This window comes from Gordonia malaquae NBRC 108250 (genome assembly GCF_000344135.1).
GTDB lineage: Bacteria > Actinomycetota > Actinomycetes > Mycobacteriales > Mycobacteriaceae > Gordonia > Gordonia malaquae.
On the sequence record NZ_BAOP01000003.1, the window covers coordinates 206,109 to 230,890 of the forward strand.

19 protein-coding genes are annotated in these 24,782 nt (G+C 66.9%); 9 read left to right on the top strand and 10 right to left on the bottom strand.

The genetic code is table 11. The features are described 5' to 3' along the window. Window positions 1-11 precede the first annotated feature (11 nt). Both GM1_RS02965 and GM1_RS02970 read right to left on the bottom strand, forming a co-directional pair. A complete protein-coding gene (locus GM1_RS02965) occupies window positions 12-641 on the bottom strand; it encodes an LON peptidase substrate-binding domain-containing protein (RefSeq protein ID WP_008376496.1) in 630 nt (209 codons plus the stop codon). Then, complete coding sequence (locus tag GM1_RS02970) at window positions 638-1,330, bottom strand: VOC family protein (protein ID WP_008376498.1); 693 nt, start codon at window positions 1,328-1,330, stop codon at window positions 638-640. The genes GM1_RS02965 and GM1_RS02970 overlap by 4 nt, the downstream gene beginning before the upstream one ends. A gap of 107 nt (window positions 1,331-1,437) precedes the next feature. Between GM1_RS02970 and GM1_RS02975 the strand changes: the two genes are divergently transcribed. The 3 genes from GM1_RS02975 to GM1_RS21480 all read left to right on the top strand — a co-directional run bounded on the left by GM1_RS02975 (window position 1,438) and on the right by GM1_RS21480 (window position 4,833). Beyond that, window positions 1,438-3,198 carry an alpha/beta hydrolase gene (locus GM1_RS02975; RefSeq protein WP_008376500.1) on the top strand — a complete coding sequence of 587 codons (1,761 nt, stop codon included), beginning with the start codon at window positions 1,438-1,440 and terminating at the stop codon, window positions 3,196-3,198. A 26-nt stretch (window positions 3,199-3,224) separates the two neighbouring features. Continuing rightward, a complete protein-coding gene (locus GM1_RS02980) occupies window positions 3,225-4,082 on the top strand; it encodes a crotonase/enoyl-CoA hydratase family protein (protein ID WP_008376501.1) in 858 nt (285 codons plus the stop codon). Between the two features lie 355 nt (window positions 4,083-4,437). Then, window positions 4,438-4,833, top strand: coding sequence for a hypothetical protein (locus GM1_RS21480; protein WP_008376503.1), 396 nt, complete (start codon window positions 4,438-4,440; stop codon window positions 4,831-4,833). Here GM1_RS21480 and GM1_RS02990 read toward each other — a convergent pair. Then, on the bottom strand, window positions 4,830-5,297 hold the full coding sequence (locus GM1_RS02990) for a nitroreductase family deazaflavin-dependent oxidoreductase (RefSeq protein ID WP_008376505.1): 468 nt from the start codon (window positions 5,295-5,297) through the stop codon (window positions 4,830-4,832). The genes GM1_RS21480 and GM1_RS02990 overlap by 4 nt on opposite strands. Then, window positions 5,297-7,246 (bottom strand): molecular chaperone HtpG, encoded by a 1,950-nt coding sequence (htpG, locus tag GM1_RS02995; protein ID WP_052005282.1) that lies wholly within the window; start codon window positions 7,244-7,246, stop codon window positions 5,297-5,299. Before htpG ends, GM1_RS02990 begins: the two co-directional genes overlap by 1 nt. A 44-nt stretch (window positions 7,247-7,290) precedes the next feature. On the opposite strand from htpG, the gene GM1_RS03000 reads away from it, so the two are divergent. After that, window positions 7,291-8,055, top strand: a complete 765-nt coding sequence (locus GM1_RS03000) for a PIG-L family deacetylase (protein ID WP_008376508.1) — start codon at window positions 7,291-7,293, stop codon at window positions 8,053-8,055. A 6-nt stretch (window positions 8,056-8,061) separates the two neighbouring features. Here GM1_RS03000 and recD read toward each other — a convergent pair whose 3' ends face one another. The 4 genes from recD to GM1_RS03020 are packed head-to-tail and all read right to left on the bottom strand — an operon-like array spanning window position 8,062 to window position 17,094. Further along, window positions 8,062-9,912, bottom strand: coding sequence for an exodeoxyribonuclease V subunit alpha (gene recD / locus GM1_RS03005; protein WP_008376510.1), 1,851 nt, complete (start codon window positions 9,910-9,912; stop codon window positions 8,062-8,064). Further along, window positions 9,909-13,262, bottom strand: a complete 3,354-nt coding sequence (locus GM1_RS03010) for a UvrD-helicase domain-containing protein (protein ID WP_008376512.1) — start codon at window positions 13,260-13,262, stop codon at window positions 9,909-9,911. Before GM1_RS03010 ends, recD begins: the two co-directional genes overlap by 4 nt. Then, window positions 13,259-16,600 (bottom strand): exodeoxyribonuclease V subunit gamma, encoded by a 3,342-nt coding sequence (gene recC, locus GM1_RS03015; RefSeq protein ID WP_040519354.1) that lies wholly within the window; start codon window positions 16,598-16,600, stop codon window positions 13,259-13,261. Before recC ends, GM1_RS03010 begins: the two co-directional genes overlap by 4 nt. A 38-nt stretch (window positions 16,601-16,638) precedes the next feature. Further along, window positions 16,639-17,094: an acyl-CoA thioesterase gene (locus GM1_RS03020; RefSeq protein ID WP_223291377.1), complete on the bottom strand. Its 456-nt coding sequence runs from the start codon at window positions 17,092-17,094 to the stop codon at window positions 16,639-16,641. Between the two features lie 61 nt (window positions 17,095-17,155). Between GM1_RS03020 and GM1_RS03025 the strand changes: the two genes are divergently transcribed. Together GM1_RS03025 and GM1_RS03030 are read left to right on the top strand one after the other, a co-directional pair. Further along, complete coding sequence (locus tag GM1_RS03025) at window positions 17,156-17,761, top strand: GNAT family N-acetyltransferase (protein ID WP_008376517.1); 606 nt, start codon at window positions 17,156-17,158, stop codon at window positions 17,759-17,761. A gap of 88 nt (window positions 17,762-17,849) precedes the next feature. Beyond that, window positions 17,850-19,283, top strand: a complete 1,434-nt coding sequence (locus GM1_RS03030) for an NAD(P)/FAD-dependent oxidoreductase (RefSeq protein ID WP_008376518.1) — start codon at window positions 17,850-17,852, stop codon at window positions 19,281-19,283. 70 nt (window positions 19,284-19,353) lie between these two features. Here the strand turns inward: GM1_RS03030 and GM1_RS03035 are convergent, their stop codons facing one another. Both GM1_RS03035 and GM1_RS03040 read right to left on the bottom strand, forming a co-directional pair. Further along, window positions 19,354-21,114, bottom strand: a complete 1,761-nt coding sequence (locus GM1_RS03035; RefSeq protein WP_008376520.1) for a BCCT family transporter — start codon at window positions 21,112-21,114, stop codon at window positions 19,354-19,356. 121 nt (window positions 21,115-21,235) lie between these two features. Next, window positions 21,236-21,640 carry a PaaI family thioesterase gene (locus GM1_RS03040; RefSeq protein ID WP_008376522.1) on the bottom strand — a complete coding sequence of 135 codons (405 nt, stop codon included), beginning with the start codon at window positions 21,638-21,640 and terminating at the stop codon, window positions 21,236-21,238. Window positions 21,641-21,899: 259 nt separating this feature from the next. Between GM1_RS03040 and GM1_RS03045 the strand changes: the two genes are divergently transcribed. The 3 genes from GM1_RS03045 to guaB1 all read left to right on the top strand — a co-directional run bounded on the left by GM1_RS03045 (window position 21,900) and on the right by guaB1 (window position 24,776). Next, entirely contained in the window at window positions 21,900-22,292 is a 393-nt protein-coding gene (locus tag GM1_RS03045) for a BlaI/MecI/CopY family transcriptional regulator (RefSeq protein WP_008376524.1), read from the top strand. Between the two features lie 63 nt (window positions 22,293-22,355). Next, complete coding sequence (locus tag GM1_RS03050; RefSeq protein WP_008376526.1) at window positions 22,356-23,294, top strand: M56 family metallopeptidase; 939 nt, start codon at window positions 22,356-22,358, stop codon at window positions 23,292-23,294. 45 nt (window positions 23,295-23,339) lie between these two features. Then, window positions 23,340-24,776, top strand: coding sequence for a GMP reductase (gene guaB1, locus GM1_RS03055; protein WP_008376528.1), 1,437 nt, complete (start codon window positions 23,340-23,342; stop codon window positions 24,774-24,776). The last annotated feature ends 6 nt before the right edge of the window (window positions 24,777-24,782 follow it).

Here is a 24,782-nt window from a genome sequence, read left to right on the forward strand (position 1 = left end):
GGCACCACCGATCATGGTTGCAGTCGGAATCGGAGCGCGGCGATCAGGTCGTCGACCGCCGAGATCAACACGTCGACGCGTGCCGCCGGATCCGGCGCGGACAACGCCCGATGACGGTCGGCCGCTCCGAGCGGAAGGTCGGACGCCGCACGCCACGACGCCTCTTCACGGTCGGGTCCGCTGTAGTCGACGGGTTCGGCGAGTTGAGAGGCGATCCACCGCAGTTGTGGATCGAGGCGGCCGCCCTGACCGCACAACAACTGGAGTTGCGCACGGCCACCCGTCAGTGAATCCCAGTCGGGTTCACCGCCGGTCTCGTCCGGGAGCCGTCGGGTCGCCGCGCGCGGATACGGGTCGTCCGGCAGCCACTCGTCGACGACGATTCGCTCGATACCCGCGCAGTTCAGCGAATAGCGTCCCGGGCCCGTTTGAGCCCAAGTGTCAACGCGTGCGAGGGTCCCCACGGTTCCCCGCTCGTCGCCGCCTCCGACCTCCGACCCCCGCTCGATCAGCACGACGCCGAATGTGCGGTCACCTGCGAGCAGGTCGTCGAACATCGCCGCGTAGCGCGGCTCGAAGATGCGTAACGGCAGAGTCTCTCCCGGCAGCAGCACCGAGCCCAACGGGAACATCGGAGTCATGGCTTGGGCGTCTGTTCGATCAGCAGGGTCGGCGTCCCGAACGCGCGATCGCGAAGTGTGCAGACGCGGGTGCCCGGTTTGCGCCCGATCCGGACTTCACTGACGTCGAGTCCGGCGTCGACGAGGCGGTGTTGTTCGGCGTCGATGTCGTCGACGAGCCATGCGACTCCCCCGAATCGGTCGCGGTCGGCCATCGACGGTCCCGCCACGACTTCGACGATCACCGACGAGGTCCGGAAGAACAGCTGGGCGACGCCTTCGGCGATCTGACGGTCCAGCCGCAAGTCCATCCCGAGCCTGCCCGCGTAGAGCGCAACCGCGGCGTCCACATCGTGGTGATACATCACGACGTGGTCCACACGCGGGCCGTCGCCGCGACCGTTGCGGACGGTGATCCCCACCGGCTCCACGCCTTCGAGTTCGTACGACGTCTCGTCGCGAAGAACCGCGGCGAGTCCACGTCGGCCGAGCAGTCTGACACTCTCGTGCAGATCCGCGACAGCGAAGTCGACGGCCGCCTCGGCATCTCCGGGCAGCAACTCCACGCGGCCGTTTCCGAATGTCCAGACTCCCGCGTCGAACGGCTCGCCGAGCAGTATTCGATACGCGTCGGACGATGCCGCCATGTCGGAGACGGGAATCCCGAGGACGACGTCGGACGTGCGGAGAGGATCAGTCGAAATGCTCACGGCGCTAATCGTTGCACAACCGGCGATCAACCTCGGGTGTCGTGTGCTCACGCGTCGTACGCTGCAGGTATCTTCATCGTGAATCTCTCGAATACGAAGGAGGCGGCGTGGTCACTGACGACGCAGCCGGAACGGATGCTCCGGAGCCGACCGACCCGCTCGACACCGCTTCTGAGACGGAGGCCGCTGAGCCGTCCCCCGCATCCGGTGCGCGCAGCCGAGTCGCGACCTGGACGAGCGACTACGTGAGCCGCCTGTCGTACACCGGAGCCGTCCTCGCGACGCTGTTCCTCTGGCTGTCGACGACGCCGTCGCTGTTGCCTCGCGGCCCGTTGTTCCAGGGAGTGGTCGCCGCAGGCGCGGCGGCCATCGGGTACGGGCTCGGAGCCTTCTTCGCATGGTTCGCGCGGTACCTCGTCTCTCGACAAGAGGCGTGGCCTCGCCCGAGCCGGATCTGGTGGATCGGACTCGGCGTCGTCGCCTCCGTCGGCACGGTGGTCGCGTTGTACTGGTTCCACCGATGGCAGGACGAACTCCGCGACCTGATGGGAGTCGATCACCTCACGTGGACGTCGTATCCGCAGATCGCGATCATCGCCGTCATCGTGTTCGCGATCCTCGTCGGTGTCGGTCAGGCCTGGGGCGCTCTCGTTCGGTTCATCGCCCGAAAGCTGACAGCCCACATCCCTCCACGCATCTCGGGAGCCGTCGCGGCACTCGTAGTCATCTTGGTCAGTATCTTCGTCGTGAACGGCGTGGTGACCAACTACGGCATGAAGGCGCTGAACGAGACGTTCGCCGCCGTGAACGACGAATCGACTCCGGACTCGTCACCTCCGTCGTCCCCCTTGAAATCCGGCAGTCCCGAATCGCTGGTGAGCTGGGAGAGCCTCGGCCGACAGGGCCGAGCGTTCGTCTCGACCGGGCCGACCAAGGAGGAGATCGGCGAGTTCAACCACAAGCCCGCACTCGAACCGATCCGCGTGTACGCAGGTCTCGAATCGGCGCCCACCATTGCCGAAGCCGCGACTCTGGCCGCCGATGAGCTGGTTCGAGCGGGCGGTCTCACCCGCAAGGTGATCGCGGTCGCGTCGACCACCGGCACCGGGTGGATCAATCGAGCCAACCCCGACTCCATCGAGTACATGTACAACGGCGACACCGCGATCGTCGGCATGCAGTACTCCACTCTGCCGAGTTGGCTGTCGTTCATCGTCGATCAGGAGCGCGCACGCCAGGCCGGTCGAGCCCTCTTCGAAGCCGTCGACCGACGTGTCCGGGACATCCCCGAGGCGACGCGGCCGAAGATCGTCGTCTTCGGCGAGAGCCTCGGCTCGTTCGCCGCGGAGGCCCCGTTCGGTTCGATCCCGACGATGTCCGCACGCACCGACGGCGCTCTGCTGACCGGCCCGACGTTCAGCAACACACTGTGGCGAGACACGACGAACGGCCGCGACTCGGGCTCCCCGGAGTACCTGCCGATCTTCGACAACGGTGATCAGGTCCGGTTCATCATGGACCCCGCCGACCTCGACCGCCCGGCGGGCCAGCCGTGGACCAAGGGACGCATCGTCTACCTCCAGCATCCCTCCGATCCGATCTCCTGGTGGTCTCCGGATCTGCTGTTCGACGAACCGGACTGGCTTCGTGAGCAGCGCGGCCCGGACGTGCTCGATTCGACGACGTGGTTCCCGATCTTGACGTTCCTGCAGGTCGCTGCGGATATGGCCGTGTCGGTGGACGTCCCCGACGGCCACGGCCACAACTATCTGGCGGCGATTCCGAAGGCGTGGGCGCAGATCCTCGAACCGCCCGGCTGGACGAATGAGGACACGATCCGACTTCTCCCCCGCCTGACCCGCGACTAAATCTACCGGCGAGTAACATTCGAGAAATGAGCGAGATGAGCATCCCCGAATACCGCGACAGCGACCAGTACAAGGCGTTCGACGTGACTGTCGCCGACCACGTCGCCGAGGTGACCTTGATCGGTCCCACCAAGGGCAACGCGATGGGCCCGGACTTCTGGGCCGAGCTCGTTCCCCTGTTCCAGGGCATCGACACCGACCCCGACGTCCGCGCGGTGGTCCTGACCGGCTCGGGCAAGAACTTCTCGTTCGGCCTCGACCTTCCGGCGATGGCCGGCGACTTCGGTCCGGTGCTCGGCGGCGACGGCAAGGCGGCCAAGGCCCGTACCGACTTCCACAACATGATCGGCCGCATGCAGGCGGGCATCAACGCGGTGGCCGACTGCCGCAAGCCCGTCATCGCCGCGGTCCAGGGCTGGTGCATCGGCGGCGGCGTCGACCTGATCACCGCCGCGGACATCCGCATCGCCAGCGCCGACGCCAAGTTCAGCGTCCGCGAGGTGCGCGTCGCGATCGTCGCCGACATGGGATCGCTCGCGCGCCTCCCCCTGATCATCGGCGACGGCCACACCCGCGACCTTGCCCTGACCGGCAAGGACATCGACGCGGCACGCGCGGAGAAGATCGGTCTCGTCACCGACGTCTTCGACACCCCCGAGTCACTGCTCGACGCCGCACGCGCGAAGGGCGCCGAGATCGCGGCACTTCCGCCGCTCGTCGTCCAGGGCACGATGAACGTGCTGGACCACTCACGCCGCTCCCGCGTCGACGAGAGCCTGCGCTACGTCGCGACGTGGAACGCCGCTTTCCTCCCCAGCAACGACCTCGGCGAAGCCATCGCCTCGGTCTTCGAGAAGCGTCCCCCGCAGTTCAAGGGCGAATAGGTCCCTTCCCGCACCAGTTCTCTATTCACGCCTGATGCGCTGATTCCCGCTAATTGTCAGACAATTAGCGGGAATCGACGCATCAGGCGTGAGTTCGATGAGGCTGTCGTAACGAGCAGGACGGCGGGGCGTCGACCTGCTCACGCTCGACAATCTCCCGCAGTGCCTCTACACAAGCGGACATGCTCGAAATCGGCACGACCTCGACGGTGACGTCGAGTACCCGGACGACGACTCGCCCACGGCTCTGTACTCCTACGAAGCAGCCGTCATCCGAACGGCTCTGCATGTCCTGCACGATCCCGGACGAGCCGAGCCGTGGGAATCGCTCGCAGCCGACCCGACTGACACCACGGTGGTCGACGCCCTCGCGGGGTTGAACCGCCAGCCGGAACGACTGTTCGAGACGACGCACGTCGTCCAACGCGCGCAGGTCCCCACGCCGGCAGACCTTCTCGCGAGCATCCCGAACGGATACTTCGAGGGCGACTGGTCGCCGTTCGCAAGCCATACGGTCGCGCGTCGAATGCACGACCAGCACGGCTACGCGTTGATCGGTGTCGGAGCGTCGACGCTCGCGTTCCACCGGACGGCAGCCGCATCTCCCGACCCGACAGCGCTGATCGCCGACGTGCAGCACCTGTACGGCGCCGCGGACTCCCCCGCGTGGGACGAGGTCCGCGACGCCGTGACCGACTCGCCGATCCTCGTCCTCGGGTACGCCGAGGACTTCGTCGAACTCGCCGACTAGCTCGGCGAGAGCCGGAAGAGGGGAATCGTGCGGTCGGTCCGCTGTTCGTAGAGAGTGAAGTTCGGCCAGACGCCGAGCAGACAGTCCCACGCCCGGGCGCGGTCCTCTCCCGACAGCTCGGTGGCCGTCATCGGCACATCGACACCCTTGACGCGCAGTGTTCCGCTTGCGGCGGCACGCATGTTGAACACCCACGCCGGACTCTTCGGGCCACCGAAGTACGACCCGGCGACGATCCAGTCGTCGCCGTCGGGCGCGGCGAGCACCGTCGTCGTCCGCGGCTCGCCGCTCTTGCGGCCCACGACGGTGAACGTCACGCTCGGCAGACTCGCAATCCACAGCAGGTCGATCCGACCCCGGCTGATCCGCTGGATCCACCCGTCGACCTTGACGATCTTCGGGAGATACGGCGGCAGCCAGGGCCAGGATCCGATCCAGATCGCGGCCCGCGTGATGATCGACATCAGGCGAGCGAGTCGGCGACCTGCTGTGCGATCAACTTCGCGACGGCGGCGGGATCGGTGAGCTCACCGCCCTCGGCGAGGACGGCACTGGCGAACACCAGCGACGCGGCGGGCGCCAGCGCTGTGTGATCGTCGTCGGCCGACCCGAACTTCTCCTTCAGACGCGTCACGACCGCGTGGCTCGGATTGAGTTCCAGGATCCGCTTGCTGTGCGGAACCGGCTGCCCCGACGCCCGGTACAGCTTCTCCAACTGCGGGGTCATCGAGAACTCGTCGCCCACCAGGCACGCGGCGGAATCGGTGAGGCGCGACGTCAGACGAACCTCCGAGACGTCGTCCGACAAGGTCTCGCCCAGCCACGTGAGCAGCGGCGCGAACGCCTCGTCGCGCTCGGTGTCGGCGGCGTCCTCATCTCCGTCCAGGTCGACGACACCCTTCGCGATCGACACGAACTTCTTGCCGTCGAAGTCGGGAACGTTCCCGACCCACACCTCGTCGACCGGATCCGACAGCAGGAGCACCTCGATGCCCTTGGCGGCAAACGCCTCCAGGTGCGGGCTTCCGACGATCTGCGCACGCGACTCGCCGGTCATGTAGTAGATGACGTCCTGGTCGTCGGCCATCCGCGTCACGTAGTCGGCCAGTCGGGTCGGCTCCGTGTCGCTGTGGGTGGACGCGAACATCGACGCCTTGAGGATGGCCTGCGCGTTGTCCGCGTCGTTGATCAGGCCCTCCTTGAACACTCGACCGAAGTTCTCCCAGAACGTGCGGTAGTCGTCGGGTCGCTTGTCGGCGATCTCCTGGATCGTCGAGATGACCTTCTTCACGAGGCGACGACGGATCGCGCGGATCTGTCGGTCCTGCTGCAGGATCTCGCGGGACACGTTGAGCGAGAGGTCCGCCGCGTCCACCACGCCCTGCACCCAGCGAAGGTACTCCGGCATGAGGTCGGTCGCGTCGTCCATGATGAAGACACGCTTCACGTACAGGTGGATTCCGCTGCTGCGTTCCCGCATGAACAGGTCGAACGGTGCCTGCGTCGGGATGAACAACAGCGCCTGGTACTCGAACGTGCCCTCGGCGTGCAGTGAGATGGTCTCCAGCGGCGCGTCCCACGCGTGCGAGATGTGGCGGTAGAAGTCGGCGTACTCCTCCTGGCTCACCTCGTCCTTCGACTTCGACCAGAGGGCCTTCTGCGAGTTCAGCGTCTCGTCGACGGGCTCCGCGGGAGTCGCAGGCTCGTCACCCTCGGCGGGCTCCGGCGTCTCACCGAGCATGCGGATCGGCCACGCGATGAAGTCCGAGTACTTCTTCACCAGTCCCCGCAGCACGTAACGGTCTGTGTAGTCGTGGACGGCGTTCTCGTCGTCGACGTCACTGAGGGCGAGCGTGATGGTCGTGCCCTGCGGAGCGTCGGCGACGTCGTCGATGGTGTACGTGCCGTCACCGGTCGACGTCCACTTGGTGCCGACGCTCTCGCCGGCCTTGCGGGTGACGAGGGTCACCTCATCGGCCACCATGAACGTCGAGTAGAAGCCGACGCCGAACTGGCCGATGAGGTCCTCGGTCGTCGACTTGTCAGACTCGGCGAGCTTGCGACGCAGTTCCGCGGTCCCCGACTTCGCGACGGTGCCGATGAGGTCGATCACTTCGTCGCGCGACATGCCGATGCCGTTGTCGGTGATCGTGAGAGTGCGCGCTTCGGCGTCTGGGATCAGCCGAATGTGCAGGTCGGAGATGTCGGCGTCGAGATCCTTGTCGGTCAACCCGGCGAGTCGCAGCTTGTCGAGAGCATCCGACGCGTTCGACACCAACTCTCGCAGAAAGCTGTCCTTGTTCGAATAGATCGAATGGACCATCAGGTCGAGCAGTTGGCGGGCCTCCGCCTGGAACTCGTGAACCTGTGACGTCAAGGCAGTACTCCTTTCGTACCCTCGGTCGGAGGGCATCGGCTGATCGGCACAGAACAGTTTACTGACCCTCGACGCGTACTGTGGAGCACGTGTCCGGCATACCGAGCGCCTTGTTCGTCCACGCCCACCCCGACGACGAATCGTTGTGGACAGGCGGGACCATCGCCGCCCACATCGCCCGCGGCGGCGACGCCGACCTCATCACCTGTACGTGGGCTCCCGGGACGGTCCGGCACAGTGAACTCTGTGACGCCGCCAGAGAACTCGGCCTCCCCCGGCCACCGATCGCACTCGGGTACGCCGACAGCTTCGTCCCCGAGTCGGCACCCGACGCGCCGTCGATCATCGACGTTCCGTTCGACGAGGAGGTCGGCGTGCTCGTCGACCACATCCGACGTGTCAGACCGGACGTCATCGTCACGTACGACGCGTTCGGCATCTACGGCCACCGCGACCACATTCACGTCAACCGACTCGTCTGCGCTGCCGCCGACGCCGCGAATCTCGTCCACTACCGACCGGAGACCGGCGACCCGTGGCAGGTGAAATCACTGTACTTCGCGACGATTCCGGTCAGCGTCGTCGACGAAGTGAGCCCGCATCTGCCCGAAGCGTCTCACCTTCCACTCATCGGCACACCTGACGAGCAGGTGTCGGTGACCCTCGACCTCCAGGCGCACATCGGCGCCAAGATCCGCGCGATCACCTCGCACCGCACGGAGATGGCGCGCAGCGCGTCGATGAAGGGCTTCGCCTCGCTGCCCCGTGATCAACAACGTCAGTTCCTCGCGTGGGAGTCGTACCTGCGCCGCGACCTCGTCCCCGGCGGAGCCGACCTCGGCTGACCGGGTTCAAGGAGCAGGACGCTCCACGGCGCGGGTCCGGAGACCACTGGCTCGAGCGACGCGCCGACCCACGGCTGCGCGGAGTGCGTCGGCGGTCCCGACGATCCTGACTCTGCTCTCGGCACGGGTGATCGCCGTGTACAGGAGTTCGCGGGTCAGGAGTTCCGCGCCCGCAGGCGGCAGCACGACGGTGACCTCGGTGAACTGACTACCCTGGCTACGGTGGATGGTCATCGCGTACACCGGCACCACGTCGGCGAGCTGGCTCGGATGCAGGCGTTTGATGGAGTCGCCGCGTTCGAACACCGCCACCAACGAGTCCCCGTCGGCGATCACCACGCCGGAATCACCGTTGTAGACGTCTTGCGCACGATCATTGGCTGTCACGAGCAGCGGCTCACCCGCGTACCACGCTCCACCGTGCGTCGTCGCGCCTCCCAGATCGTCCGTCGTCCATCCGGTGATCCGTCGGGACCATCCGGCGACTCCGAAGCGGCCGGCCCGATGTGCACACAGCACCCGATGTCCGCGGAGCGCCTCTACCGCGAGCCTGGCGTCGCCCGACCCGGCGGCCTCGCGGAGGCTGCGAGCCCAGGCGACAACCGATCCTCTGACTCCGGCCAAATCATCGGGGTCGACAAGCGTCACGGGGTTGTCGTCGCCCGGCGACCCGATGAGCTCCAGCACCCTGTCGGCGTCGCCTGCGTTGACCGCTTCGGCGACCTCACCGATCCGGTCGCCGTACCTGTGCCCGCGACGCAGCGTGATGACACCTCCGCCGAGTGCCGCCTGTTCGGCATCGGTGAAGTCGGCGTCGTCGATGCCGGCGGCCGCACCGAAGGCCGAGGACTTCTCGACCGATGCGACGTCGGCCGGGTCTCGTTCCACCAGGTCGGCGAGCACCGCGCCCGCCTCGACCGACACCAATTGGTGCGGGTCTCCGACGAGGATCAGTCGGGTGTCACCGCGCAGGGATTCGAGGAGTCGGCACATCATCGTCACCGGCAACATCGAGGTCTCGTCGACGACCACGACGTCGAACGGCAGTCGGTTCCCCGAACCCCGTACGAACGTCCCGTCCGGCCGCGAGCCCAGCAGCCGGTGAACGGTCACCGCCGCCGGATCACTGGTGAGCCGACGCCGGGTCCGGCTGTATTCGCCGATCGCCGACTGCAGCTGCGCTGCGGCCCGACCGGTCGGCGCGCACAGGCCGATGCGGATGTCCGGACCGAGAACGGTCTCCATGACCGCGAGGATCCGCGCGACCGTGTACGTCTTGCCGGTCCCGGGGCCTCCCGCGAGGACCGTCGTCCAACTGGTCGCGGCGAGTGCCGCAGCGGCGCGCTGCCGGTCGTACAGCCCCGAGTCGTCGGAGGTGAACGCCTCGTCCAACGCTCGGGTGAGCACGTCGACGTCCACGTCCGGTCGAGTCGCGGCGCGATCGTCGAGGATGGTGCGGATGCTCTGCTCCTGGCGGAAGTACTTGCGCAGGTACAGAAGTGGCCCGTCGGCTGATTCGGCCAACGCCAACGGGGTCAGCGGTCCCGACGATGCGCCCACCACCAGGGGCGACGTCGCAAGCGCGGCGGTCAACCGCTCGACAGGCGGCCACGGCAGTTCGACGGGCTCGCCGTCAACGGTGTGCTCGACCGAATTCTCTGCGATGCGATCGAGTTGCACACAGGTCGAACCAGTGCGGACAGCACGAACGGCCAGGGCGGTCGCCAGGAGCACGTCGTCGTCGGTCGTGCCGCCGGCGAGCGCGGCCACTCTGCGGGCCACGTGGACGTCCGACGCGTGCAGCACACCCGCCTGATTGAACGGCGCCAGGACACCGGTCTCGGAGGTGACGATCATCGGTTCACTCCCTTCCCGGCGAGCAGGTCGCTCATCGATGTGACCAGATCCACCGGCATCCGCCACTCGAACACGCCGCACCCGGGCGGTGTCGTCGGGCCCGCCATGCCGCGCACGAAGTGGTATTGAACCGGCCCGAGGTGCTGCTCCGGGTGATAACCGGGCAGTCGCCACAACAGGTACCGATGCAACGCGACCGAGTACAGCAACGCCTGCAGCGGATAGTGGGCCGTCATCATCTCGGCCGCCATCGCCTCACGACCGAAATCCTCAACGGCGAGTTCGCCCGGCCTCAGTCGGTTCGTCTTGTAGTCGACGACCACGAAGCGTCCGTCCGGAGTGCGCAGCACTGAGTCGATGCTGCCGGTCAGGAAGCCGCGGAACCGGTCGTCGGACACCGCACGGACGAGATCTGCGTACGGGGCGAGCGGGTCGTCCCCGGGCAGATGCTCGGCGAGCAGATCACCGACCTGATCGAGCCCGAAGCCGCCTCCCACCGCAGACAGGGGGAGTTCGAAATCCAGTTCGGCGAGCCGATCGCGAGGCGCGACAGACCACAGGTCTCCGAAGCCCAGCGGTGTGGTCAGCACACCGACGAGCGCTGTCGCGAGCACATCGACGTCGATGTCGACACCGCGCCGAGCAGCCCCCTCCTCGGTGAGCTGTCGGACGTGCACCGTGATGTCGTCGGCAGACGTGTCGACGTGTTCGAGCACCTCGTGCACCAGGGTTCCGAACCCCGCGCCGAACGGCAGACCGTTCATCGGCGACGCGATCCCGGCCGTCACTGTCTGGTCGCCGAGTGTCGGATCGGGGGCGTCGACGGGTTCGTCGCGGCGGTCGACGTCGTCGGGCTCGCTGCCGGTCCCGATCACCGACACCGCCGTGTGCTCAGCGTGCGCCGCCGCGTGTGCAGCGGCGACGATCGCGGAGTACGACGTGCGACGCCAGGCGTCGTCCACCCGACGGGTGAACCGCGACACCGTGAGACGCGGCGCGGGACCGCTCCCGGTCACCGCACGGGGGACCCGGATTCCGTCGCGTCCACCCGCGTGTTCAACGCTGATCGCCGGGCTCAACGACGCCGCCTCACGCAGGACCCCGGCGCAGTCCATGTCGTCGGCCGGGATGGGCACCATGTCCGGGATCGTGGCGACCTCGCCGGACCGAACCGCTGCCCGCCTGTGCTGTCCGGTGAACAGGAGTCGGTGCAGCGCACCACGTGCCGTGGTGGTGCTCGGCGCCCACCAGAGCACCACCATCGACCGTGCTCGAGTCGCGGCGACGTACATCAGCCGCAGGTCTTCGCCTGCCGACTCCGACCGCGCGAGCGCGTCGCGCCTGCCGTAGCCCGGCGCGCCCTTGCCCGCCACGTCGAGGCACCGGGTGTCGCCGTCGTCGTGGAACACGAACGTCGCCGGGTTGACGCGGGACGCCCCGTCCCAGCCGAACGGCACGTAGACGATCGGGAATTCGAGACCTTTGCTGGCGTGGACGGTCATGATCTGAACGGCGGCGGTGTCCCGGTCGAGTCTGCGGGTCGCATCTGATCGGCCGGACCACTGGGAACTGTCGGCGATCTGTTCGCCCAGCCAGTCGACGAGCGAGGTCAGTCCACTCCCGCTGTCGGCGGCGTACCGGTTGCAGACATCGGCCATCTGGCGCACATCGGTGAACAGTCGCTCGCCGCGTGCCGAGCCGAGGAGCCGTTCCGCGGTGGTGAACTCGTCCAGAAGTCGAGCCGACATCGCGGCGAATCCACCGTCGACGAAAACGCGCCCGAGTTCGGCGAACTGCGCCGCAAGGGTGCCGATGCCGGTCTCGCCCTGTGTCTCCAGAGTCTCCGCCGTGAGCCCGACCAGGGGCGTCAACGCGGCGAGCCGGACCCTCGGCTGCCGAGACGGCTGGTCTATCGCGGTGAGAACGTGCCACCAGTGGCGGGCCGCATCGGTGGTGAAGACCGACGTCCCGGACGTCACGACAGATGCGACACCGCGGTCGGCGAGAGCTCGCTGCAGTGGCTCGATCGTCCGGTTCGCGCGTAGGAGCACCGCGATGTCGCCGGACTCCACGGGCCGGGTCAGCCCGTCGACGTCGATCGTGACCGACGACTTCAGCAGCGCCGCGATGTCGCCCGCGACATCGTCGATCACCCTCTCCCTGACCTGGGCCACCTTCGGGGTGGTGCCGTCCTGCGTGTGGACGGTGAAGTCGTTCTTGTCGAAACGTCGGATGCGCACCGCGGGCGCACCGTGGATCCGCGATCCGGAGTGATAGGCGGTGACCGGGCGGTACACGATGTCGGGATGCCCGAAAGCGGCGCCGTCGAACAGCACGCTGAGCCCTTCCACGACGTTCTGATCCGAACGGCGGTTGACGTTCAGGATCCGCCGGTCCCCCGCCGCCTGCACGGCGTGGAGGTAACTGAGCACTTCGGCGCCACGGAATGCGTAGATCGACTGTTTCGGGTCACCGACGAGGACCAGCGGGAGGTGGTCGTGGAAGCAGCGGCGGACGATCTCCCACTGCTGCGGGTCGGTGTCCTGGAACTCGTCGATGAGAACGACAGAGAACTGATCGCGGATGCGGTCACAGGCTCTGTCGCCGATGGCCGGATCGGTCACGATGTCGTACAGCGTGTTCTGCAGGTCGTCGTACGTCCGCAGTCGCGCCAACCGCTTCCGGATCTCGGTCTGACGGCGCACGTGTGTCGCCATTGCCACCCGCAGGTCGGAGTCGTCGTCGCGTTCGCCGGGCCGGAACGGCGCGAGGGTCGCGGTGGGATTGCGGACGGCCTCCTTCGCGATCTCCAGAGTCTCGTCGAAGGCCGGGGCATCGGACGAGTCGCCGGCGAATCGTGCGATGTAGGCGTCGCGCGCCACTTCCGCGACGATCTCGTCGACGTTCTCGACGATCGGGTACTGCTGTTCACGTTCGCCGAGGAAACCGAGCGCGGCGAGCATCCGATTGCAGAATGTGTGAGTGGTGGCCATCGTGGCTGCGTCGAAGTCCGACAGCGCCGAGACCAGCCGCGCGCGACGTACCGCGATCGTGTCGTCCGTGCCGTCGAGGAGCCATTCGACGAGGACGTCGTCGCCGGTGACCCCCTGATCGACGGCGGCGAGGCACTCGCGCAGCCGTGATCTGGTCCGGTCGCGAAGCTCCGCAGACGCCGCATTCGAGAACGTCGCCATCAGCAGTCGAGACACCGGGACGCCTTCGGCGACGTAGCGGACCGCGAGCGACACGATGGCGTACGTCTTGCCGGTGCCCGCACTCGCCTCGAGGACGACGGTCCCGGTCGGCAGCGGATCGCGGAGGTCGAAACCTCGGGTGTCGAGGGTGTTCATCGGTCCTCCTCGTTGCTCAGCAGCGGCGAGAACAGAGCACATGCCAGCCGCAGATACATCGGCGTCGACTGATCACCGGGCAGGAGGTGCTCCACGTCGCCGAGCGTGTCGAGCGATGGAACTGCAAGGCACAGTTCATCGAACTCGACCGACGCGTCGGGGTCGCCTCGGAACACCAGACCCGCGTAGCGGTTCTTGTCGCCGAACGACTTCTCGTAGGTGAACTTCGCTCGCTGCATGGCCTGCGGCGCACGACCGCGACGGTTGAACTCGGAAGCCGCCGACGCCGCTGCATCGAGCGTGAGGCCGATCGGCGCTCGAAGGCCTGCATCCCGCAGAGCGACGAGGAGCGTGAGTATCTCGAGCGCGTCGTCCGGTGCGGACAGGCGACTGACCTTGGCCGACGGCGTGTGGCCGCCTGCTCCGCCGACCACGACGGCCTGCGGAACGCGTCGGCTGGAGCCCGCGGCCATGGCCAGCAGTCGTATCCAAGCCCCGACCCGATGCTTGGCGCCGAGGCGGGAATAACTCACAGGCACGAGACGGTCGCCGAACACGTCGCCGACAGTCCCGTACAGGCGACGGCCGCCGGGCAGATCGACTCGGACGTCGACCGCGTCGGCCGAATCCGTGCGGTAACCGTCGGCAGCAATGGATATCGCTTGAGCCTTCCCACGGATCGGGCCGAACGTGTCGGCGCCGAACGTGAACGGCGGAAGGGACCCTCGCCGCAGTTCCGCACCCGCTGCGGCCGCCGGATCGCGGCCGTCGAGCAACGCCTGCAGGTACCGATTGCCGACACTCCACTGTTCGAGGCCGTCGAGTGACACCGCCAACTGATCTGGATGCCCGTCGGCACTCTCCGGCAGTCCGACGCCGAGCCGCTGTCGCGCGAACCCTTCAACCGGCGCGCACAGGAAAGTGATCAGATCATCGAGGTCGACGTCACCGAGTTCGAGTTCGCCGAGGCGTGCGTCGGCCAGCCGGGGCAACGCGGGAGCGGGCGCACCGGAACGGTCGATGTCGCTCAACGCTCGAGCTCCCGCGAGCAGCGACGAGTCGTAGCTGAACGGCGCAGCACCGTCGGCCGCGACGAAGTTCCGCGTGTCGAACGCGTGCAGAGTGTGCCGATGCACGATCGGCGACGGCCCGTCGGAGTGCCCGACGATGACATTCGCGGCGTCGATCAGTTCGCTGACCACAACCGCAGGCGGCAGCACGGTTCCGGTGAGCGGATCGGCGCCCGTGTAGAACACGAGCAGATGTTGTCCGGCGGCGCCGACGGCGTCCAGGAACGCCTGACGGTCTTCGTCTCGTCGGTCGCGTTCGCCGACGAGGGGCGCGACGGCGAGCACATCGTCTCCGTCGACTGACGACGGACGCGGATACGCGCCCGTGTCCAACCCGAGGACGACGATCGCGCGATGCGGAACGGACCGCATCGGCACCATCGTGCAGACGGTCAGTTCACCCGTGCAGAAATTGGAACGTGTCGGGCGCGCCACCAGTAGTCCGGCCATCAGATCCCGAAGGTCGGCGAGTTCCAGCCGCAGATCGTCGGCCGAACTCAGCGCGTCCGAGATCATTCCGACTGCTTGCGCGCGTTGCCACTCGTCGTCGTCGGCGACGTCGGTCAGGCCGTCGACGGCGCCGTTGAGGATGTCGGCCCATTCGCCTGCCGTGTGGGGGCGCCCGACCGCGTCGATGAGCGTCGTCAGGCGGTCGGCGAATTCGGCGAACCGGCCGACGAGGTCGGTGTCGGTCGAATCCACGCCCGCGAGCGGGAGTGCGGTGGCCAGCCACTCGTTCTCCGACTCTTCTGCCACCACGCCGAGAAGCATGCGGTCGAGCCCGGACGCGACCGTGCCCTGGGGGAATCCGCCGAGCCCGAACCGGCCGCGCTGCGCGGAGTCGACCCCCCATCGGATTCCGGATCGGTGGATCCATCCGGCGAGAGTGTCGACGTCGTCGTCGGTGAAGCCGAACCGTGTCCGAACCGGCGTCGACGATGCGAGATCGAGGAGTTCTCCCGCCCGCATCCGGCCTGCCGCGAGATCGAGGACCCGTGCCACGACGTCGAGGACGGCATTCGATTCGCGCAGACCACGATCCGCGAGCCGAACCCGCAGTGTGTACGCGGGATGATGCAGGCCGGATTGGCCGAATGCGCCGCGTATCAGCGGTGCGAACGCTTCGACGTCCGGGCACATGATGAGGACGTCGCGTGGTTCGAGAGTCGGATCGTCGTCGAAGAGACGGAGGAGCCGGTCCCGCAGAACTTCCACTTGACGTTCCGGTCCATGGCAGGCGTGGACCTCCAGGGAGGTGTCGGCGCGCACTCCCGGCGCCGGTTCGAGGGCGTCGCGCCGAAGTCCGTCTTGGAGGGCTTCGAGCACCGTGATCGGAGCCGCCGCCTCCGGCTGCGGATGGTGGACGTCCACACCGATCGACGGTGTCAGCACCTCCTGCAGTTCTTGCACGTCACGCGACAATGCAGCGAGGAGTGGGTGGTCCGGCGCGTTCACCCGTCGGTCCGCACGCCTGCGTCGCGACCGTGGTGGTTCGGCGGAGATCCGCCGCCACAGCGCATCAGACGAGTGCGGGAGGTACAACGCCACGTCGCGTTCCGCACTCAGTGCGTCGAGAACCACGTGCATGGTCTGCGGAATGCGGGTCGGACCGAACAGCGCGAGCCGTTCGGGCAGATCGACTACGCCGGGTTCGTCACGAAGACGTGCTGCGAGGGCGTCGATGTCCTCCGCCGGGTGGGGATGATCGATCTCCTCGCGGACGAGCCGCCAGAACCACGGTTGCCAGGTGAGGTGTTCGGCGAGGGGGTTGCCTGCCCCATCGGTGTCGCGGCCGAGTGCCCAGTCGGCGATCATCGTCGGCCGTTGCCAGCCGTACGCACCGAACAGTCCGGCGATCGTCGCCGCGGTCGAGAACCGTCTGCCGCGTCGAAGGAGTTTTCGAGTGGCGTCGTCTCCGGTCATCCCGAGGTGCGCTGCGATCACACTGAGCCGCGGGTCGTCGACGTTGGCGTCGAGAACGCGCAGCACCGGCCACCGGAGCCGGTCCGTGTACCAGCGCTCGGCCGCCTCCGGGTCGGCGGACGCTGAGACGGTCACCGTGCGCAGAAGCGCCGACGGTGAGTCGAAGTCGATGTTGGCGGCTATCCCCAGCCGCAGCGACAACTGTTGCCGGAGCCAGCGTTCGACGCCACGCTCGGGTACGGCGACGATCTCGGGCCGCATCGGGTCGGCGGACGGTGTCGCCAGCACGTCGGCGAGCACCCCGACCAGCGTGTCGGCGCGTTCGGCACGATGCACTGTCAGCACGTCATCTCCCCCTGTCGCACAGTGTGTAGGGCTATCGCTCAGCGACGGCGACGTAGCGGAACCGGGTCTCCGCTGTTCGCCTGCAGCACCGCGACGACGTTCTCGGGCATCACCATCTTGTGCCCGGTCCGGAGGTCGAGTCCGGCCAGCGTCGTCTCCGCCAGAGCGGCGAGTGCTCCGTCGGCCCCGTACAGGGCGCATCCGAAGTCGAACGAGGTGGTGCCGATCCGGGGCACCCACACGTCGACTCTGACCGGCTCGTCGGAGTAGTGCAGGATCGACGCGAACTCGATCTCCTGGCGCGCGATCACTCCCGCGTACCCGCTGCGGGCACCGCCGAACCACGAGCTCATCGTGCGGACGCGCGCCTCTTCGAAAAGCCGCGCGATCTGCACGTTGTTGATGTGACCGAGCGAATCCTGATCGCCCCAGCGGAGGGCGATCTCGACGCTGTGGGGCCGAGGCGAGTTCGACGAGTTCTGTATGTCCGACACGCGACTGACCATATCGCTGCCATCCGACACGAACTCCACGCGCATCGATAGACTGCTGTAGATGGCAATCGACTCGGAGCGTCTACGACTACGACCGGTGTCGCACGCCGATGCCGACCGGCTCCTCGAACTCGACGCCGATCCCGAGGTGATGCGGTTCGTGAGCGGCGGTGAGCCGTCGACGCGCAGCTCGGTGGAGGACTGGGTGATCCCGCGTTCCGAAGCACAGTTCCGCACCCACGGCACCGGGCTGTGGACGTTGACTGCGCGGCGCGGCGGAGAGTTCATCGGCTGGGCGCAGTTGCGGGTGCCCCGCCACACCGGGATCCGGGAGCTCGAACTCAGTTATCGGCTGCACCGCCGATTCTGGGGTGGAGGGCTCGCTGCGGAAGCTGCCACGGCGTTGATCGCAGTGAGCTTCCTGACGTCGGACACCGATCGGATCTTCGCCAGCACCCACACCGACCACGCCGCCTCGCAGCGGGTGATGAGCAAACTCGGCATGCGACTGTCGGCCGGTTCACTGTCGTCGGAGCAACTGTCCCCCGGTCTCCCCGACGGCGACGTCGAATACGAGATACTGCGCGAACAGTGGCTGCGAACGCGTGGCCGACACAGCGGCATCACCGCGGCCGGATCGCACGACGAGTCGAATCGCACAGCCTGAGATGCCCCGCATCCGGCCAACGACTACCGTTGGACTCCTCGGGCCACAAGCCGACGACTAACCCAAGACGACACTGGAGAAGACACCGATGAGCAACACCATTGCCACCGACCCGATGCGACGCCGACGGGTCGTCATCATCGGATCGGGCTTCGGCGGTCTGTTCGCGGCGCAGCGCCTCAAGAAGGCCGACGTCGACGTGACCCTGATCGCGAAGACAACCCACCACCTGTTCCAGCCGATGCTGTATCAGGTCGCGACAGGCATCATCGCCGAAGGCGAGATCGCTCCGGCGACGCGTGTGATCCTCCGCGACCAGCGCAACGCAAGCGTGATCCTCGGCGAGGTCTTCGACATCGACCTGGCGAAGCAGGTGGTCCGATCGCAGCTGCTCGAGCGCACCACCGAGACCCCGTACGACGATCTGATCATCGCCGCCGGCGCCGACCAGTCGTACTTCGGAAACGATCACTTCGCCGAGTTCGCGCCCGGCATGAAGACGATCGACAACGCCCTTGAGCTCCGCGGTCGCATCCTCGGCGCGTTCGAGCAGGCCGAGCTGTCCGACGATCCCGCAGAGCAGGAGATGCTGATGACGTTCGTCGTCGTCGGCGCCGGCCCGACGGGCGTCGAGATGGCCGGCCAGATCGCCGAGATGAGCGACAAGACGCTCAAGGGCGCCTTCCGGAACATCGATCCGACCAAGGCGAAGGTGATCCTGCTCGACGCCGCCCCCGCTGTTCTCCCGCCGTTCGGCGAGAAGCTCGGTCAGAAGGCGAAGGCTCGCCTCGAGAAGATCGGCGTGGACGTTCGGCTCGGTGCGATGGTCACCGACATCGACGACGACAGCCTGACGGTGAAGTACCCGGACGGTCAGATCGCCACGATCGCCAGCCAGTGCAAGGTCTGGTCAGCAGGCGTGCAGGCGAGCTCGATCGGCAAGATCCTCGCCGATCAGTCGGACACCGAACTCGACCGCGCAGGCCGCGTGAAGGTCGGACCGGACCTGACGATCCCCGGCCACTCCAACGTTTTCGTGGTCGGCGACATGATGGCCGTCGAGGGTGTCCCCGGCGTCGCACAGGGCGCCATCCAGGGCGGACGATACGCCGCCGACGCCATCCGCGCGTCCCTCAAGGGGCACACTCCGCAGGAGCGGAAGCCGTTCAGCTACTTCGACAAGGGCTCGATGGCGACGATCTCGCGGTTCAGCGCCGTCATGCAGGTGCCGATCCCCGGGACCAGCAAGAAGTTCGAGACCGAGGGCTACATCGCGTGGCTCGGCTGGCTGTTCCTGCACCTGATCTACATCGTCGGCTTCCGCAACCGCGTGAACACCTTCGTGAACTGGTTCTTCGCGTTCAGCACCCGCGGCCGCACGCAGCTCGCCGTCACCGAGCAGCAGGTGTACGCACGACACGCCCTCACCGAGTTGTCGTACCTCGAGCGTCTCCGGCTCGCCGACGACGAACGTGCCAAGGCGAAGAAGGACCTCGAAGAACGCAACTCCTCCGCAGGCTGACGCCTCGACCGAACGACAAACGCTCCTGCCAGGATCTGACAGGAGCGTTTGTCGTTCGGGGACCTGCGGCCTAGGTGGACGGGTCCGGCTTCACGGAACTGTCGTCCGCGTGGTCGGCATCATTTTCGACGTCGGTCTCCGTGTCGACGCCTTCCATGTGCTTCACCGGGTCTGTTCCGGTCTCGCTGTAGCGGGTCACCAGATCGAAGTTGTCGCCGTAGCTGTCTTCACCGATGGCGACGGCGCGCTCGACGAGCAATGTGCTTCGATCACTCACTGCGACGATCCGGTCGCTGCTCAGGTCCTTGTACAGCGCGACACACAGCACGATCATGACTATGACGAACGGAACCGACGCCACGATGGTGATGTTCTGCAGGCCGGTGAGCGCCGTGGCGCCGCCGTCGCCGACCACCAGCATGATGGCGGCAACAGCACCCGTCAGGGCACCCCAGAAGATGACCGTCGACTTCTGCGGTTCGTGCACACCGCGCTCCGACAGCGACCCCATCACGATGGACGCGGCGTCGGCGCCCGACACGAAGAAGATCGCAACGAGCATCATCACGACGACAGTGGTGATCCCCGCCCACGGCATCGTGTCGAGCAGGGAGAACAACGCGCCCGTGGAGTCGACCTTGCCGTCGGAGGCCAAGTCGCCTACTTCGTGCTGCCGGTTGATCGCCGCGCCGCCGAAGATCGCGAACCAGACCAGGCTGACGAGCATCGGGACGAACAGCACACCGCTGACGAACTGCCGGATGGTCCGGCCGCGGCTGATGCGCGCGATGAACAGTCCGACGAAGGGCGTCCACGAGATCCACCAGGCCCAGTAGAAGATCGTCCACGACGACAGCCACTCGGCGAGTTGTGCGTCGCCGTCGGCGTTGGTGCGTGTGCTCATCTGGACGAAGTCCTGCGCGTAGTCGCCGAGCGCGGACGGCAGCAGGTTCAGGATCAGCAGCGTCGGCCCGGCGACGAACACGAACACCGCGAGCGCCAGGGCGAGAACCATGTTGATGTTCGACAGCCACTGGATGCCGCGCGCCACGCCGGACACGGCGGACAGGATGAAGCAGAACGTCAGCACCGCGATGATGATCACCAGGATCGGTGTGCCGACCGTGCCGACCCAGCCCGCGAACTTCAGACCGTCGCCGATCTGCAGCGCGCCGAGGCCGAGCGACGCCGCCGACCCGAACAGGGTCGCGAAGATCGCGAGGATGTCGATGATCTTGCCGCCGATGCCGTTGGCGCGGTCGCCGAACAGCGATGTGAATGCGGCGGACAGCAGCTGTGAACGTCCCTTGCGGTACATGCCGTAGCCGATGGCGAGGCCGACGACCGCGTAGATGGCCCACGGGTGGAGTCCCCAGTGGAACATCGTGGTGCCCATCGCCGTCTTGAACGCTTCAACAGTCTCTGGGTCGACCGTTCCCGGCGGCGGCGAGACGTAATACGTCAGCGGCTCGGCGACGCCGAAGAACATGAGGCCGATACCCATGCCGGCGCTGAACATCATCGCGATCCACGAGCTCGTGCGGAACTCGGGCTGGTCGTCGTCACCGCCCAGTGGAATGCGGCCGAACCTGCTCATCGCCAACCAGATGACGAAGATCACGAACCCCGTCGAGGCGATGACGAAGAGCCATCCGAGGTTGGTGATCACGCCGTTCTTGGCGTTGGCGGAAATCGTCGAAAGGCTGTCCTTGTCGACGAACCCCCAGACGACGAATGCGATCGAGAACGCGGCCGTGATCGAGAAGACGACCCAGTCGCGCTGCGATCTCTTTGTAGTGCTCTCAAGCTTTGACACGACTCCCCTTCGCATGAGCTCCGTTGATCAGTGCCGTCTGACCGTAACAGGTTCTTCTCAGGTGGAAACGGACCGCGTCATGCACCGACGCCGACCCCTGTCGGTTGAACAGAGGACGGCGACGGAGGGGGCGATGTCAGAGATTCTGCATGCGAACCTTCGACTGCGCAAGCAATCTTCCCTGGTCATCGGTCATGTCGATGAGCCACAGCTGCTGACGCTTTCCACGGTGCACGGGGGTTGCCACGACACTGATGACCCCCTCGGAAACGGACCGCAGAAAATCAGTCGAATTGTTGACGCCGACGGCATGGCCGCCGATCCCGCTCTCCTGCAGCCAGCAGAACGCGCTCACGCTCGCAGCGGTCTCGGCGAGCGCACAGTACGTTCCGCCGTGGACGATTCCAAACGGCTGATGATGGTCGGAACGCACAGAGAGAGTGCCTCGCAGACCCTCGCCCGTCGCTTCCGCGATCTCGAATCCGAGAAGCGCGTCGAGTCCGGTGGCCGTCTTCACAAGAGCTTCATAGTCTTCAGTCATGACCTCAGCGTGCCAGCGTGCTGGGCGGCAAAGTCAACGGCCCCCGGAGCTCCTCATCGGAGCCCGGGGGCCGTCGCCGCGGATCGGGGGTCTCTGCAGCCCTCAGGACACTCACGCGATCGCTGAGATTGAATGTAGGCTAGCCTTACTTACATTGTCAAGCGCGCCACGGAGAACCGGCGAGGGAACTAATTGCAGCGCCCTCGCGTTAACACATTCGACCGGGCGGGGAGCGATCAACGAGAGGAGCCGACGTAAGATGAAGAAGATGAACGGACTGGGAGAGTTGGAACGTGCCGTGATGGACACTCTGTGGGCGTCGCCGACCCCACAGACGGTTCGTCAGGTTCACGCAGAGCTGTCCAGCTCGCGGGCCCTCGCCTACACGACCGTGATGACAGTGCTGCAGCGCCTCACCAAGAAGGAACTGGTCACGCAGATCCGCGACGACCGTGCGCACCGGTACGCAGCGACGCGCCCACGTGAAAACCTCGTCGCCAGCCTGATGGTCGACGCGCTCAAGGGCGCCGAAGCACCGGGCTCCCGACATGCCGCACTCGTCTCGTTCGTCGGCCAAGTGGACGCCGACGAAGTCGCCGCCCTCCGCGAGGCTCTCGACGAACTCGAGTCGTCGCGCGGCCTGAAACACTAGAGTCGACATCGTCGACAACCATCAGTCGAGCCTCGGCTCGACCGCACGATTCGAGGAAGGCCGATGACCGCGCTGCTGTTCGGCTTCCTCACGATCGCTTTTGTCGGACCGATCCCCCAGGCTCTGTCCCGAGCGACCTGGCCGCTCTACGCACCACGAGCCGCGATGGCGCTCTGGCAGTCTGTTGCGCTCGCCGCCGTTCTCTCCGCGTTCTCCACCGGACTCGCGATCGCCGCGAATCTCCTCACTCCCGGCCACGACGGAGCTCCGACCACCAACCCGCTCGACGAGATCGGTCGGCTCGGATGGTTCCTGTGGACGCTCTACGTCGTGGTGTTCGCGCTGACCCTGCTGGTCGGCGCGCGACTGATGTTCACCGTCGTGCGCGTCGGCATCCGCACGCGTGCACGCCGAACCATCCATCGGAATCTGGTCGACCTCGTCGATTGCGTGGACAAGCGTCGCGGCACCGACCGGGACGTCCGCGTGCTCGACGTCCCGACCCCACTCGCCTACTGTCTGCCGGGGCTGCGCAGCCGCATCGTGGTCAGCGAGGGAGTTCTCGACCGCCTCACCGACGATGAGCTGACCGCCGTCATCGAACACGAACGCGCTCACCTTCGCGCACGTCACGATCTCGTCCTGGAGGCGTTCATCGCACTGCACGAGGCCTTCCCCCGATTCGTCCGATCGCAGTCGGCGCTCGGATCGGTGGAACTCCTCGCCGAAGCACTCGCCGACGACCAAGCCGCCCGCGCGACTGCCCCGACGACCGTCGGCCGTGCGCTCGTGGCCTGTGCCGACGCGACCGCACCGCGCGGCGCGATGGCGGTGGGCGGGCCGACCACGCTGACCAGAGTGCGACGCCTCGGCTATGTGCGGCCGGTCCCGTTGGTGTCCGCCACCGCGTACACGCTGGCCGCAGCGATTCTGGTGGTGCCGACCCTCGCCGTCGCGATCCCCTGGCTCACCGAACTCAACCGGCTCATCACCCACTTCTGACATCCCTCAGCTCTGGCATCCCTCAACAAGGAGAAAGGTCCGCGCGTGCGATTCCTGGACGGGCACGAACCCGACCACGACCTCACCTACGACGATCTGTTCATCGTCCCGAACCGATCGGCCGCCACCTCGCGGTTCGACGTCGACCTCGCGTCGACCGACGGGACCGGAACCACGATCCCGCTGGTGGTCGCGAACATGACCGCGATCGCCGGCAAGCGGATGGCCGAGACCGTCGCACGCCGCGGCGGCCTGGTCGTCCTCCCCCAGGACGTGCCGCTCGACGCTGCTGCGCAGACGATCGGATTCGTCAAGAGCCGTGACCTCGTCGCCGACACACCCGTGGTGATGTCGCCGAACGATCTGATGGCGCAGGCCCAGTCGTTGATCCCCAAGCGAGCGCACGGCGCCGCGGTCGTCGTCGACGACGGACGGCCGGTCGGCCTGGTGGCTCGCAACGTGACCGGCCACGACATCGACATGTTCACCGACCTGCGCTCGGCGATGACACCGATCCCCGTCGTGCTTCCCGCCGGCACCGATCCGCGGACGGTGTTCGACACCCTGACCGACGCGAACGCCGAACTGGCCGTCCTCGTGGACGACGACGGAGCACTGGTCGGCGTGCTGACTCGCACCGGCGCGCTGCGGGCAGGCATCTACCGCCCGAACGTCGACGCGCAGGGTCGCCTCCGCGTGGCCGCTGCGGTCGGCATCAACGGCGACGTCGTCGGCAAGGCTCGCGGACTAGTCGAGGCCGGTGCGGACGTCATCGTCGTCGACACGGCGCACGGGCATCAGGAGAAGATGCTCACTGCGCTGGCCGCCGTTGCGGGCGCCGATCTCGGCGTCCCGATCGCCGCAGGCAATGTGGTCTCCGAACGCGGTGCACTCGACCTGATCGACGCGGGCGCGACGATCGTCAAGGTGGGCGTCGGTCCCGGCGCCATGTGCACCACGCGCATGATGACCGGTGTCGGACGCCCGCAGTTCTCCGCCGTCGCCGAATGCGCCGCCGCCGCCCGGGAACGCGGCGCGCACGTGTGGGCCGACGGCGGGATCCGGCATCCGCGCGATGTGGCACTCGCCGTCGCCGCCGGTGCGTCCAACGCCATGGTCGGATCGTGGTTCGCCGGCACATACGAATCGCCGGGAGACCTCCACACCGATACGAGCGGCGAGTACAAGGTCAGTTTCGGCATGGCCTCCAAACGAGCGGTCGCCGCACGATCGGCCACCGACAACGCCTACGACCAAGCTCGTAAGGGCCTCTTCGAAGAAGGCATCTCGTCGTCGCGCATCCGGATCGATCCGGAGCATCCGAGCGTCGAGGATCTCATCGACCACATCTGCTCCGGCGTCCGGTCGACCGCGACGTACACCGGCGCGACGACCCTCCAAGAGATGCACGAGAAGGTGGTGCTCGGGGTTCAGTCGGCCGCCGGATTCGCCGAGGGCAGACCGCTGCCCGGGGGTTGGTGACCCGCC